The sequence below is a fragment of the Rhodobacter capsulatus genome (assembly GCF_052363175.1).
Classification (GTDB): domain Bacteria; phylum Pseudomonadota; class Alphaproteobacteria; order Rhodobacterales; family Rhodobacteraceae; genus Rhodobacter; species Rhodobacter capsulatus_D.
Genome location: NZ_CP198946.1, coordinates 1,250,514 through 1,263,770, shown reverse-complemented (window position 1 = coordinate 1,263,770; position 13,257 = coordinate 1,250,514). Strand labels below are relative to the sequence as shown.

The 13,257-nt window shown below is 66.0% G+C and carries 13 protein-coding genes and 1 tRNA gene; 13 read left to right on the top strand and 1 reads right to left on the bottom strand.

Annotated elements, in window-relative coordinates:
- Positions 1 to 242: 242 nt before the first annotated feature.
- Positions 243 to 692, bottom strand: a complete 450-nt coding sequence (locus ACTTAI_RS07085) for a nucleoside deaminase (RefSeq protein WP_444455086.1) — start codon at positions 690 to 692, stop codon at positions 243 to 245.
- 189 nt (positions 693 to 881) lie between these two features.
- On the opposite strand from ACTTAI_RS07085, the gene ACTTAI_RS07080 reads away from it, so the two are divergent.
- The 13 genes from ACTTAI_RS07080 (at position 882) to ACTTAI_RS07020 (ending at position 13,188) form a co-directional block, all read left to right on the top strand.
- Positions 882 to 2,528 carry a pseudouridine synthase gene (locus tag ACTTAI_RS07080; RefSeq protein WP_444455085.1) on the top strand — a complete coding sequence of 549 codons (1,647 nt, stop codon included), beginning with the start codon at positions 882 to 884 and terminating at the stop codon, positions 2,526 to 2,528.
- A 162-nt stretch (positions 2,529 to 2,690) separates the two neighbouring features.
- Complete coding sequence (locus ACTTAI_RS07075) at positions 2,691 to 3,593, top strand: 5-bromo-4-chloroindolyl phosphate hydrolysis family protein (protein WP_444455084.1); 903 nt, start codon at positions 2,691 to 2,693, stop codon at positions 3,591 to 3,593.
- Between the two features lie 127 nt (positions 3,594 to 3,720).
- Entirely contained in the window at positions 3,721 to 4,434 is a 714-nt protein-coding gene (locus ACTTAI_RS07070; RefSeq protein ID WP_444455083.1) for a hypothetical protein, read from the top strand.
- A 23-nt stretch (positions 4,435 to 4,457) separates the two neighbouring features.
- Complete coding sequence (locus ACTTAI_RS07065) at positions 4,458 to 5,624, top strand: toxic anion resistance protein (RefSeq protein ID WP_444455082.1); 1,167 nt, start codon at positions 4,458 to 4,460, stop codon at positions 5,622 to 5,624.
- Entirely contained in the window at positions 5,621 to 6,565 is a 945-nt protein-coding gene (locus ACTTAI_RS07060) for a DUF2927 domain-containing protein (RefSeq protein WP_444455081.1), read from the top strand. Before ACTTAI_RS07065 ends, ACTTAI_RS07060 begins: the two co-directional genes overlap by 4 nt.
- Positions 6,566 to 6,573: 8 nt before the next feature.
- The gene (locus tag ACTTAI_RS07055; protein ID WP_444455080.1) at positions 6,574 to 7,695 is read left to right on the top strand and encodes an SPFH domain-containing protein; all 1,122 of its coding nucleotides are present in this window, start codon (positions 6,574 to 6,576) and stop codon (positions 7,693 to 7,695) included.
- A 3-nt stretch (positions 7,696 to 7,698) separates the two neighbouring features.
- Entirely contained in the window at positions 7,699 to 8,826 is a 1,128-nt protein-coding gene (locus ACTTAI_RS07050) for a primosomal protein N' (replication factor Y) - superfamily II helicase (protein ID WP_444455079.1), read from the top strand.
- 54 nt (positions 8,827 to 8,880) lie between these two features.
- A complete protein-coding gene (locus ACTTAI_RS07045) occupies positions 8,881 to 9,804 on the top strand; it encodes a carbohydrate kinase family protein (RefSeq protein ID WP_444455078.1) in 924 nt (307 codons plus the stop codon).
- Positions 9,801 to 10,250 (top strand): D-aminoacyl-tRNA deacylase, encoded by a 450-nt coding sequence (dtd, locus tag ACTTAI_RS07040; protein ID WP_444455077.1) that lies wholly within the window; start codon positions 9,801 to 9,803, stop codon positions 10,248 to 10,250. Before ACTTAI_RS07045 ends, dtd begins: the two co-directional genes overlap by 4 nt.
- A 261-nt stretch (positions 10,251 to 10,511) precedes the next feature.
- Entirely contained in the window at positions 10,512 to 11,870 is a 1,359-nt protein-coding gene (locus ACTTAI_RS07035) for a DEAD/DEAH box helicase (protein ID WP_444455076.1), read from the top strand.
- Between the two features lie 70 nt (positions 11,871 to 11,940).
- Positions 11,941 to 12,531: a thymidine kinase gene (locus ACTTAI_RS07030; protein ID WP_444455075.1), complete on the top strand. Its 591-nt coding sequence runs from the start codon at positions 11,941 to 11,943 to the stop codon at positions 12,529 to 12,531.
- A 55-nt stretch (positions 12,532 to 12,586) separates the two neighbouring features.
- Positions 12,587 to 13,030, top strand: coding sequence for a thioredoxin family protein (locus ACTTAI_RS07025; RefSeq protein WP_444455074.1), 444 nt, complete (start codon positions 12,587 to 12,589; stop codon positions 13,028 to 13,030).
- Positions 13,031 to 13,112: 82 nt separating this feature from the next.
- Positions 13,113 to 13,188, top strand: a tRNA-Ala gene (locus ACTTAI_RS07020).
- Positions 13,189 to 13,257 lie beyond the last annotated feature (69 nt).

The following is a 13,257-nucleotide window of genomic DNA, read 5'->3' as shown; positions in this document are numbered from 1 at the left end:
TTTCGGCTCACTGCCGGTTTTTGCGCCGCAGGCTCCGCCTTGCCGATTCCCTTCGGCGCCGCGCTGCGGCAAGGTCAAGAAAAGGAAGAAAAAAGTCCGACAGGGGACCGCACCGTAAAGGTGCAAAGTGACGACGCACCGCAAGGTGCTGACCCATCCGGCCGCGCGAGGCGGCCTTGGGGCGACGTGGCCTCCTCCTCCCTAGCCACGTCGCCCCGACGAATTCTGGGCCCCGACGACTCTCAGCGTCGCGCGGCGAAGAAATCCTTCAGAAGCTTTTCGGCAGGATCGGCGGCAATGCCGTCATAGACCTCGGGCACATGGTGGCATTGCGGATGCGCGAAGATCCGCGGCCCCTGCGCCACGCCGCCGGATTTCGGATCGCCCGCCCCGTAGTAAAGCCGCGCGATGCGGGCATTCGACAGCGCCGCCGCGCACATCGGACAGGGTTCGAGCGTCACATAAAGGTCGTGACCCACCAGCCGCTCGGACCCCAAAGCCGCGCAAGCCGCGCGGATCGCAAGGATTTCCGCATGCGCCGTGGGGTCGTTCAGCTCGCGCGTGCGATTGCCCGCACGGGCGACGACCGCGCCCGAAGGCGCGACGATCACGGCGCCGACCGGCACCTCGCCGCGCGCGGCGGCGGCCTCGGCCTCGGCCAGCGCGGCCTGCATGTGGCTCTTGAACTGCATCGCCCTTCATCGCCCGCAAACCCTGCCCGATCAAGCCGCTTTCCAAAGCTGCATGACAGGTGTAGGAAGGCACCTTCGCCCGCGATGGTCGCGCGCCCCCTCCTCCCCCTGAAGGATCGGACATGACAGATAAGACTGAAACCCCCCGCCCCGACTCTGACCGCCGATACGGCGGAACGCATCGCCAAGGTGATTGCGCGCTCGGGCGTCGCCTCGCGCCGCGATGCGGAAAAGATGATCCTTGCGGGCCGGGTGACGGTGAACGGCAAGAAGGTCGAAACCCCGGCGCTCGACGTGAAGCCCTCTGACAAGGTGGTGATCGACGGCAAGCCGATCGACGCGCCGCAGGAGACCCGGCTCTGGCTCTATTATAAACCGCTTGGCCTCGTGACGACCGAAAAGGACGACCAGGGCCGCCGCACGATTTTCGACGAAATGCCCGAGGAAATGCCGCGGGTGCTGAATGTCGGTCGGCTCGACCTCAATTCCGAAGGCCTGCTGCTTTTGACGAACGACGGCGGGCTGAAGCGTCGGCTCGAGCTGCCGGAAACCGGCTGGCTGCGCAAATATCGCGTGCGGGTGAACGGCCGCCCGACGACAGAAACCTTTGATCCCCTGCGCCGGGGCATCACCATCGACGGCGAGGATTTCCAACCGATGGAGGTCAGCCTTGACCGGCAGCAGGGCGCGAATGCCTGGCTGACCGTCGGCATCCGCGAAGGCAAGAACCGCGAGATCCGCCGCGCCATGGGCGAGGTCGGCATGACGGTGAACCGGCTGATCCGGGTCAGCTACGGCCCGTTCCGGCTGAACGACATGGAACCGGGCGCCGTGGTCGAGGTGAAGCGCAAGATGCTGCGCGACCAGCTGGGCGACCGGCTCTTGTCGGGGATCGAGGATGGCAAGCCGCCGCGGTCGGAACGGATGGCGCCGAAGCCGGGTGCGCGCAAGCCGCGCCCCGAGGGGGGCGAACGCCCCGCCCGTGGTGAGGGCGATGAGCGCAAGAGCTTTGGCCGTCAGCGTGATTTCGCTGGCGCCGAGGGCGACCGCAAGCCGCGCGCTTTCGGGATGAAATCGCACCGCGAAGACGGTGATCGCAAACCGTTCGAGCGTCGCGAGGATGGCGAGCGCAAGCCCTTTGCGCGTCGTGAAGACGGCGACCGCAAACCCTACGCCCGTCGTGAGGATGGCGACCGCAAGCCCTATGCTCCGCGGGACGGCGAGAAGAAGCCCTATGCCCGCCGCGAGGATGGCGACCGCAAACCCTACGCTCCGCGGGACGGCGAGAAGAAGCCCTATGCCCGCCGTGAAGATGGCGACCGCAAGCCCTACGCTCCGCGCGATGGCGAGAAGAAGCCCTACGCTCGTCGCGAAGATGGCGACCGCAAGCCCTATGCTCCGCGGGACGGCGAGAAGAAACCCTACGCCCGCCGCGAGGATGGCGACCGCAAACCCTACGCTCCGCGGGACGGCGAGAAGAAACCCTACGCCCGTCGCGAAGATGGCGACCGCAAGCCCTACGCCCCGCGCGATGCCGAGAAGAAACCCTACGCCCGTCGCGAGGATGGCGACCGCAAGCCCTACGCCCCGCGCGATGGCGAGAAGAAGCCTTACGCCCGTCGTGAAGATGGCGATCGCAAGCCCTATGCCCCGCGTGATGGCGAAGGCGGAAAATCTTTCGGCCCGCGCGGCGGCAAGCCCGGCTTCAAATCCGAGGGCTTCAAAAGCCACGGCGGCGGGAAACCGGGCGGCAAGCCGCGCTCGGAGGGGTTCAAAAGCCACTCGGGCGGCGACAAGCGCCCCTTCGGCGGCAAGCCCGGCCCGAAACGCGGCTGAGCCTGCGGCGGCAAGCCCCTTCAAACCCGGCCCGGTTGCGCCTACCTTGAGCGCAACCGGCAACCGGCGGAGGGCCCATGTCGCGCAAAACCGTGCAAACCATCGCTTTCGGACTGCTTCTGGCGCTGATCTTCTCGGTCGCGCTGAAAGGCACGGTCTGAGATGGCACAACGTTTCGGCGGCAAATATTCGCCCCAGCCGATGACGCCCGCAAAGGGCTTTCCCGGCGTTGCCCCCGACAGGCTGCCCGACCCTGCCCCGCGCCACCGCCTTGCGGGCCGCCCGGTCTGGCTGGCGGCTGCGGCTTTTCCCTTCCTGTTCAATGCCTTTGGCGATGGCCCCGTGGCGCTGGCGCGCAATCTTGGCGCCTTTGCCGTCGTCGGCCTTGCCGCCTTCCTGTTCCGCGAGGGCCTGAAAGCCGAGGCCGCTTGGGAGGCGCGCAAGACCGCCCGCCGCCCGGCCCTGCCGCGCAAGCTGCTGGGCTCGGTCACGCTTGGCGTCGGCCTGGCCCTTGGCGCGCAGGCGCCCGACCTTGGCCTGATCGGCGCGGGGGTGGTTGCGGCCGTCAGCGTGGCGCTTGGCCTGATCGCCTTCGGCCTTGACCCGATGCAGGACAAGGGGATGGAGGGGATCGACCCGTTTCAGCAAGACCGCGTCGCCAAAGTCGTGGCCGAGGGCGAAAAGCATCTGGAGGCCCTGCGCGATGCCATCGCGCGGCTCGACGACGCCCGGTTGACCGCCCGGACCGAGGCTTTCGCCGCCTCCGCCCGCGAACTTTTCCGCGCGGTCGAGGAGGACCCGGGCGATCTGACCGCAGCGCGGCGCTACATGACCGTCTATCTGCAGGGCGCCCGCGACGCCGGGGGGAAATTCGCCGATCTCTGGGCCAGCAGTCACGATGAACAGGCGCGGGCGGAGTTCGAAGCGCTGCTTGACGATCTGGAGGCGAATTTCACCGCCCGCACCAAGGCGCTGCTGGAAAGCGGCCGCGAGGGGCTGGAGATCGAGATCGAAGTTCTGCGCGACAGGCTCGCCCGCGATGGCGTGACACCCCCGCGCCCCTGAGCATCGTTTCACCGCAAGAAACGGGGCGTTCTTTGTAAACTGCTCATTTTCCCGGCAAATTCCGCAGCTTGGCCACAAATCGGCCGCACCCGCCAACGAGTTTGGCGGTGTCAGCCAAAGGTGTTCCATGCCGCTACACACACCTCCGCCAAGCGTTTCGGGCGCCGCATTCCTTGTGTTTGCGTCGGCCCTGTCGCTCTGCGCGCCCCCCGCCTTCGGTGCAGAGCCGCAGCTCCTTTCGGCGCTGCCGCGCGCGCTGTGGCACCTGCCCGGCGGGGTCACCGTTTTTCTGGCGACACCGCTCGCACTTGCCGCGGTGCTGTTCCACCGCCCGCTGGTGAGCAACATCCATGCGTTGGCGGTTGGGCTGTCGATCCGGGCCTCGGCATTGCAACCAGCGCCGAAAGCCTCGGACCCGCCGCTCGAACCGCTCGCCCCGGCCAAGCATCTGGCCGAAGGTGGCGCGCTGGCCGATCTGGTGAAGCTTCGCATGACCGAGGTGCACCGCCAATTGCGCCGCCTTGCCCCGGAACTGCTGCCGGTCTTTGCCGATTGCCGTGCCGCGCAGGTGCGCCTGTTGCATGATCTGCGCGCCCGCCCCGCCGAAGCGCGGCTTGATGCCGAAACCGCGCTGATCGGCGCGCTTGTGCAGATCGAAACCGCGACGCGTAAACTTTCGGTTGTCCTTCCTGACACGACGAAGGAATATGCCCTTGGCAACTATGCCGATACGCTCGAAAAAGTCACGGGCGAGACGCTGGATTGCCTGATCGCGCTGCGCGCCCGCACCAAGGGCGCACCGCGTGGGGTGCAGATCGGGGGCGAGGTCGATCCGGCCTGACATCGCGCCCCAAGGGGGTGAGCATGACCGAGACCGTCCGCGCCGAGGCAGCCAAGGCGCTTGCCGAGATTGAAACCATCACCGCGACGCCATTGGCCGAGCCCGCCCCGCCGCCGGTGCCGCTGTCCGAAGCCCCGCCGCCCGTGGCCGAGGCGATCCGCGCCCGGATGGCGGAAATCGATCTGCGCGACACCGGCTCGATCACCCAGTTCGGCACCAAGGCGCAGGTCGAGTTGCAGGCGATCTCGCAGGAGATGCTGGCCGATGTCCGCGCCAAGGATCTGGGCGCGGCGGGCGACAGCCTTTCGGCGCTGGTGACGACGATCCGCGGCTTTTCCGAGGAAGAGCTGGACGTGCGCCGCGAACGCTCGATCTGGGACAAGCTGACCGGCCGCGCCGCGCCATTTGCGAAATTCGTCGCCCGCTACGAAGAGGTGCAGGGCCAGATCGACAGCATCACTGATGCGCTGCTGGGGCATGAACAGCGGCTTCTGGTCGATATCAAGGCGCTGGATCGGCTTTATGAAAAGACCCTGAAATTCTACGACGAACTGGCGCTTTACATCGCCGCGGGCGAGGCGAAGATCGCCGAAACCGACCGCACCGACATCCCCGCCAAAGAGGCGGCTGTCGCTGCTGCCTCGGAGGCCGACAAGCTGCTGCGGGCGCAGGAGCTGCGCGATCTGCGCGCCGCGCGCGACGATCTGGAACGGCGCGTGCATGATCTGAAGCTGACGCGGCAGGTCACGATGCAGTCGCTGCCCTCGATCCGGCTCGTGCAGGAAAACGACAAGAGCCTCGTCACGAAGATCAATTCGACGCTCGTGAACACGGTGCCGCTGTGGGAAACGCAGCTGGCGCAGGCGGTGACGATCCAGCGCTCGGCCGATGCGGCGAAAGCGGTGAAAGAGGCGGCCGATCTGACGAACGAGCTCTTGGCGGCGAATGCGAAGACCCTGCGCGAGGCCAATGCGACGGTGCGCACGGAAATGGAGCGCGGCGTCTTCGACATCGCGGCGATCCGCGGCGCCAATGCCGAGCTGATCGCGACAATCGAGGACAGTCTGCGCATCGCCGACGAGGGCAAGCGGCATCGCGCCGAGGCCGAAGCCGAGTTGAAAACCTTGGAAAGCACGCTACGAGAAACCCTGTCTGCGGCGCGTGCAAAGCCGGTGCAGGCCAAGGAATGAAGCAAGGTCAAAGGCTTGCGGGGGTGCTTGCGCTCTGCACGGCGCTCTCGGGCTGTTTCGACGGGCCGGGGGCCGGGATGGATCGGTCCCCCCGCCCCGAACCGGCCCCCGTCGCGCCGGTCTCGGTCAGTCCGCGCAGCCCCGAAAGCCTTGCCGTCGAGGCCTATTACCGTCAGGTCGAGGCGACGCTGCGCAGCCGCGGGCTGATGCGTGTCGATGTCGCCCCGCGCGATGCGCCCTTTGCCACGCATCAGCTGATCGACAACTTCATCCACATCGCCCTTTACGACGAATATTCTGCCTTTGCAGGCACTTACATCGCACAGACCCGGGCTTCGCGGCTGCGGCGCTGGGAAGTGCCAGTGCAGATGAAGGTCAGCTTCGGCGACTCGGTGCCGCTGGCGCAGCGGGCCCATGATCAGGCGATGATCTCGGCCTATGCGGGCCAGCTGGCCTCGGCCACGCGCCATCCGGTCTCGGTGGTGAAAGAGGGCGGGAATTTCGACGTTCTGGTGGTGAACGAGGACGAACGCCGCGCGCTGGCACCGCGGCTGATGCAGCTGGTGCCGGGCATCGACGCCGCCTCGGTCTCGGCGATCACCAATCTTGCGCCCTCGACCTTCTGCGTCGTCTTCGCCTTCTCCGAGGGCGATGCCCCCGCCTACAACCATGCCGTCGCGGTGATCCGCGCCGAGCACCCGGATCTTCTGCGCCGCTCCTGCGTGCATGAGGAACTGGCGCAAGGTCTTGGACTTGCGAATGATTATCCGAATGCGCGGCCCTCGATCTTCAACGATGACGAGGAATTCGCGCTGCTCACCCGCCATGACGAGCTTCTGTTGCAGATGCTCTACGACCCGCGCCTGCGCCCCGGCATGACCGAAGCCGAGGCGCGGCCGATCATCACCGATATCGCCACCGAACTGACCGGCGGCAGCTAAGAGGACCCATGGGCATTCTCGATTTCCTCACCGGCGAATTCATCGACGTCATCCATTGGGTCGATGACACGCGCGACACCATGGTCTGGCGCTTCGAGCGCGAGGGCCATGCGATCAAATACGGCGCGAAGCTGACCGTGCGCGAGGGTCAGGCGGCGGTTTTCGTGCATGAAGGCCAGCTTGCCGATGTGTTCGGGCCGGGCCTTTATCAGCTTGAAACCAACAACATGCCGATCCTGACGACGCTGCAGCACTGGGACCACGGCTTCCAGTCGCCCTTCAAGTCCGAGATCTATTTCATCAACACCACCCGTTTCACCGATCTGAAATGGGGCACGAAGAACCCGGTGACCTGCCGCGATCCGGAATTCGGCCCGGTGCGGCTGCGCGCCTTTGGCACCTATGCGATGCGGGTCGTGGAACCGGCTGTTTTCATGAAGGAAATCGTCGGCACGGATGGCGAATTCACCGCCGACGAGATCAGCTTCCAGATCCGCAACGTGATCGTGCAGGAATTCTCGCGGGTGATGGCCTCGGCAAAGATCCCGGTGCTCGACATGGCGGCGAACACGGCCGACATGGGCAAGCTGGTGGCGGGCGCCATCGATCCGGTGATCAAGGCCTATGGCCTGTCGATCCCGGAATTCTATATCGAAAACATCAGCTTGCCCGAGGAAGTCGAGAAGGTTCTGGATCAGCGAACCTCGATGGGGATTGTGGGCGATCTGAACCGGTACATGCAGTTCAACGCCGCGCAGGCGGTGTCGCAGCCGGGCAACCCGATGGGCGCGGCGATGGGAATGGGCATGGGGGCAGGAATGGGCATGAACATGGCCGCCGGGCCTTGGGGGGCAGCCCCGGCCGCCGCGCCCGCCGCTGCACCCGCGGCAATGGCGCCGCCGCCGCCTCCCCCGCCGCCCAGCGAGACCGTCTGGCATGTGGCGGCAAACGGGCAGACGACCGGCCCCTTTGCCCGCGCGCAGCTCGCCGCGATGATCACCGCGGGCGGCTTCACCCGGGCAAGCCTCGTCTGGGCGCCGGGTCAGGAGGGCTGGAAAGCCGCCGCCGACCTTCCGGAACTTGCCGCGCTCTTCGCCACCGTGCCGCCGCCCCCCCCGCCCGGGGTGTAAGCCATGGCCCTGCCCAAGGTCACCCGCACCAAGACCGAGCATCACACGCCCTGCGATGCCTGCGGCGCCGATCTGCGCTTCGCGCCCGGTCAGGAAAAGCTCCTCTGCGATCATTGCGGCCATGAACAGGCGATCCCGCGGGCGCTTGGACGGGGGCAGTCGGGGCTGGTGGAACTGCCGCTCGAGGCGGGTCTCTTGGCGCGGCTTCCGGGCGATGCCATGCAAGACAGCCGGACCCTCAGATGTCCGAATTGTGCTGCTTTGATCGAGATAACCGGGGCAAATCATGCGGGCCAATGTCCGTTTTGTGCAACTCCGGTGGTGACCGACACGGGCCTGATGCGGCAGATCAAGCCGCAGGGCGTGGTGCCTTTTGCCCTGACCGAGGCGGAGGCCCATGCGGCGCTGAGCAAGTGGCTGGCCGGGCTCTGGTTCGCGCCTTCGGGGCTGACGCAATATGCCCGAAAGGGGCGCAAGATGACCGGCGTCTATGCGCCGTTCTGGACCTTCGACGCCGAGACCCGCTCTTATTACACTGGTGCGCGCGGGGATGCCTATTACGAAACCGAGCAAGTGCAGGTCGAGGTGAACGGACGCTGGGAGACCCGAACCGAGCAGGTGCGGCGGGTCAACTGGACCCCGGTCGCGGGCCGGGTCGCGCGCGACTTCGACGATGTGGTGATCTACGCCTCGCGCTCGCTGCCGCCCGCCTACATGGCGGCGCTGCAACCGTGGGATTTGTCGGCTCTGACGCCGTACAGCCCGGATTATCTTGCCGGTTTCGAGGCCGAAGGCTACACGGTCGCGCTCGCTGAGGGGCATGATCAGGCCCGCACCGAAATGGCACGGGTGATCGACATGGATGTGCGCCGCGATATCGGCGGTGACAAGCAACGCGTGGCCTCGATCAACACCGACTTCTCGGCAGAGACCTTCAAGCACATCCTGCTGCCGATTTGGACCGCCGCCTACAAATATCGCGACACCTCCTATCGCTTCGTCGTCAACGCCCAGACCGGTCAGGTGCGCGGCGACCGGCCCTGGTCGGCTTGGAAGATCGCCTTTGCTGTCATTCTGGCAGCGATTGCCGTCGGCCTCGGGGTCTGGCTTTACAATAATCAACAATACTGAATTATTGCGCCCCGCCCCGTCAGGCGCTATGTCTCGCCAAACGGGGAGAGAATGATGATCCTGAGTTGTGGCGAAGCGCTGATCGACATGTTGCCGCGGCAAAGCACGGCGGGCGAGGCAGCTTTTGCGCCCTATGCGGGCGGGTCGGTGTTCAACACGGCGATCGCACTTGGCCGTCTGGGGGCAGAAGCCGGGTTCCTGTCGGGGATTTCGACCGATCTTTTCGGCGAGGTGCTGATCGAGACGCTGGCCGCGTCAAAGGTCGATGCAGGGCTCTCGATCCGCTCCGACCGGCCGACGACGCTGGCCTTCGTCAAACTTGTCGATGGCCACGCAAGCTACGCATTTTACGACGAAAATACCGCCGGGCGGTTGATCACACCCGCCGACCTTCCGGCCATCCCAGCCGCAGTCAAGGCGATGTTCTTCGGCGGCATCTCGCTGCCCGTCGATCCCTGCGGCGGCACCTACGAGGCGCTGATGGCGCGCGAGGCAGCCACCCGCGTCATCATGCTCGACCCGAACATCCGTTCGGGATTCATCCGCGACGAAGCCGCCTATCGCGCGCGCCTGACCCGGATGATCGCGCTGGCCGATATCGTGAAAGTCTCGGACGAGGATCTGCGCTGGCTCGAAGGCCCGGGCGAGATCGAGGCGCTCGCCCGCGGTCTTCTGGCCCGCGGCACGAAGCTCGTCTTCGTCACCGAGGGCGGCACCGGAGCCCATGCCTTCAGCGCCGGACTTTCCCTTTTCGAACCTTCCCACAAGGTCACGGTCGTCGATACCGTCGGCGCGGGCGACACGTTCAACGCGGGCGTTCTGGCCGCGCTCGACCGGACGGGCAAGCTGACGAAAGCCGAGGTTGCAACCGCCGATGCCGCGCTGATCTCGGCCTGTCTGAAACTGGGCAATGCCGCCGCAGCCATCACCGTCAGCCGCGCGGGCGCCAACCCGCCCTGGGCGGAGGAGTTGAAATGAGAGCGCTCATCCAGCGCGTCCGGCGCGCAAAAGTCGAAGTCGATGATCGGGTTACGGGCGAGATTGAACAGGGTCTGCTGATCCTTGTCTGTGCCATGCAGGGCGATACCGAGACCGAGGCCGAGAAGCTTGCCGGGCGGATTGCGAAACTGCGCATCTTCAAGGACGAGGCCGGAAAGATGAACCGCTCCGTCACTGATATCGGCGGCGCCTGCCTTGTGGTCAGCCAGTTCACCCTGGCCGCCGACACCTCGCGCGGCAACCGCCCGGGCTTCTCCACCGCGGCCCCGCCGGACGAGGGCAACCGGCTCTACTTGAAGTTTTCGAACCTTCTGCGCGATCTCGGCCTGCCGGTCGCAAATGGGGAATTCGGCGCCGACATGGCGGTCAGCCTGCTCAATGACGGCCCCGTCACGATCTGGATGGATACGGCCGACCGCGCCTGATCAATCGGCGCAGGTGCCAAAGGCAGATTGACGAAGATTTTGCGGATTGCCTTGACTTTGAGGCGATCCGCGCCCATGTGACACTCATCCCGCCTTCGCTGCCGCGTGAGCAGCCGCTTTCCGCATGGAAGCACGATCGGGACAATTGGCCTCACATTCACGCGGGGGGCCGGGTGCAACGCCTTGCACCGCCCGCCCGCCACCGCCCCCGCCCGGGGGCATGATCCTTTGCGCGCATCTGCGCCACGAAAGACGAACCTCTTGGAAACCTTTGACAACCTCGGCCTTGCGCCGATGCTCCTGAAAAATCTGGCCGGGCTTGGCCTGACCAAACCCACGCCGATTCAGGCGAAAGCCATCCCGCACATCGTGCGCGGTCGCGACATCCTTGGCCTCGCCCAGACCGGCACCGGCAAGACCGCCGCCTTCGGGCTGCCGATGCTGACGCGCATCCTCGCCTATGGCAAACGGCCCGCCCCAAAAACCGTGCGCGCGCTGATCCTGGCCCCGACCCGCGAACTGGCGACGCAGATCCACGACAACCTCGCCGCCTATGCCGAAGGCGCCCCGGTGCGCATCCAGCGCGTCGTCGGCGGCGCGTCAATCAACGTGCAGTCGGAGAAACTCTCCAAGGGCTGCGACGTGCTGATCGCCACGCCGGGCCGCCTGATCGACCTGATCGAGCGCCGCGCGCTGGTGCTGAGCGAGACGAAATACCTTGTCCTCGACGAGGCGGACCAGATGCTCGACATCGGCTTCATCCATGCGCTGCGCCGCATCGCGAAGCTGATCCCGGCCGAACGGCAGACGCTGCTGTTCTCGGCCACGATGCCGAAGCTGATGGAAGAACTTGCGGAAAGCTACCTCTCGGACCCGATCCGGGTCGAGGTCGCCCCCCCCGGCAAGGCCGCCGAAAAGATCGATCAGGGCGTGCATTTCACCACCCAGGGCGAAAAGGCGGCGCTGCTGGCCGAGTATATCTCGCGCCATCCGGGCGAGCTGGCGGTGGTCTTCAACCGCACCAAGCATGGCTCGGACAAGCTCGCCAAACTGCTGGAAAAATGGGGATTTTCGGTCACCGCGATCCACGGCAACAAAAGCCAGGGGCAGCGAGAACGGGCGCTCTCGTCGTTCCGCGCCAGTGAAGTGCAGGTGCTGGTGGCGACCGATGTGGCGGCGCGCGGGCTTGATATTCCGCAGGTCGCGCATGTCTACAACTATGACCTGCCGAACGTGCCGGAAAACTACGTCCACCGCATCGGCCGCACTGCGCGGGCCGGGCGTGACGGGCGCGCGGTCGCGTTCTGCGGCCCGCTCGAGATGAGCGATCTGCGCGCGATTGAAGCTGCGATGGGGGCGAAGATCCCGGTGATCGGCGGCGAAGCGCATGCCGAGGGCGGCTCGCGTCCGGCCCCGGGGCGCAGCAACCAGCAGAAGAAACCGCATCGCGGTCAAGGGCCGAAGCCCGCCCGCGAGGGCGAGGCGAAACCGGCCCGCAAGCCCGAGGCCAAAGCTGTGGCGAAACCGGCGGCAAAACGCAGCGGTCGCCCCGAAGGCCATGCCCCCACGGGCGGTCAGGCGGCGCCGAAGCGTCCGGCGCGGGCGCAGCGCGGTCACTGAAACCTGATGCGGGGGCCTGCGCCCCCGCCTCCGCTCTTGCGTGCCTGGGCAGGCTGACGCAAAAGGCGCCATGGCCAAGCTTTACTTCCACTACTCGACGATGAACGCTGGCAAGAGCACCGCGCTCTTGCAGGCTTCCTACAATTACATCGAACGCGGCATGCAGACCTTTCTGGTCACGGCGCGTCTCGATGACCGGGCGGGCCCCGGAAAGATCGGCAGCCGCATCGGCATCTCGGCCGAGGCCACCTGTTTCACCGCCGAAACCGATATGTTCTATTTGTGCAAGACGCGGCTCGATTCCGGGCCCTTCGCGTGCATGTTTATCGACGAATCACAATTCCTGAGCGAGGCGCAAGTCTGGCAACTGGCCCGGGTCGTGGATGATCTGGGCTTGCCGGTGATGTGTTACGGGTTGCGCGTCGACTTTCGTGGCCAGCTTTTCCCCGGCTCTGCGGCGCTTTTGGCGCTGGCCGATGAAATGCGCGAGGTCCGCACCATCTGCCATTGCGGCAAGAAGGCAACGATGGTCGTGCGGATGGGGCCGGATGGCCGGGCCTTGCACGACGGCGCTCAGGTGCAGATCGGCGGCAACGAAACTTATGTCTCGCTCTGCCGCCGTCACTGGCGCGACGCGATGGGCGACGGCCCGCAGTCTTGAAATCGGCGGCCGTCGCCCCAATATATTCCGTAACGCGAATATGATGGAGGCCGAAATGGCGGAAGCGATGCGACTGACCTGTCTAGCCTGCGGGCAGGCGAACAAGGTGCCGTCTGACAAGCTTGCGGCGGGGCCGAAATGCGGTATCTGCGGCGCCGGTCTGATGGCTGGCAAGGTCGCAGAGATCGATCCGGCGACACTCGCCAAGGCGGAGCGCGATGATGTTCCCCTGCTGGTCGATTTCTGGGCGCCCTGGTGCGGTCCCTGTCGGCAGATGGCGCCGCAGTTTCAATCCGCTTCGGAGACGCTCGCCGGTCAGGTGCGGCTTGCGAAGATCGACACGCAGGCGCATCCGGGTGCCGCGCAACGCCACCGCATTCAGGGCATCCCTGCCTTCATCCTGTTTCGCAAGGGCCGCGAAGTGGCGCGGGCCGCCGGCGCCCGGTCGGCAAACGAGCTTGTCGACTTCGTGCGCGGCAAGCTGGGGGCGCGGGCCTGAGAAGATGAAAAATTTTCTGCGCCGGGTGGTTTGGGGCGCTTGACAATACCCGTGCCATGGGCGAAACACCCCCACACGGCGAGGGGCTGTAGCTCAGTTGGGAGAGCGCATCGTTCGCAATGATGAGGTCAGGGGTTCGATCCCCCTCAGCTCCACCAAGCCGTTTCCAGACAATGAGTTAGAGGCCGGAACGCAGAACTTTGCGTAGCCTTTAAGACCCGCGTTTC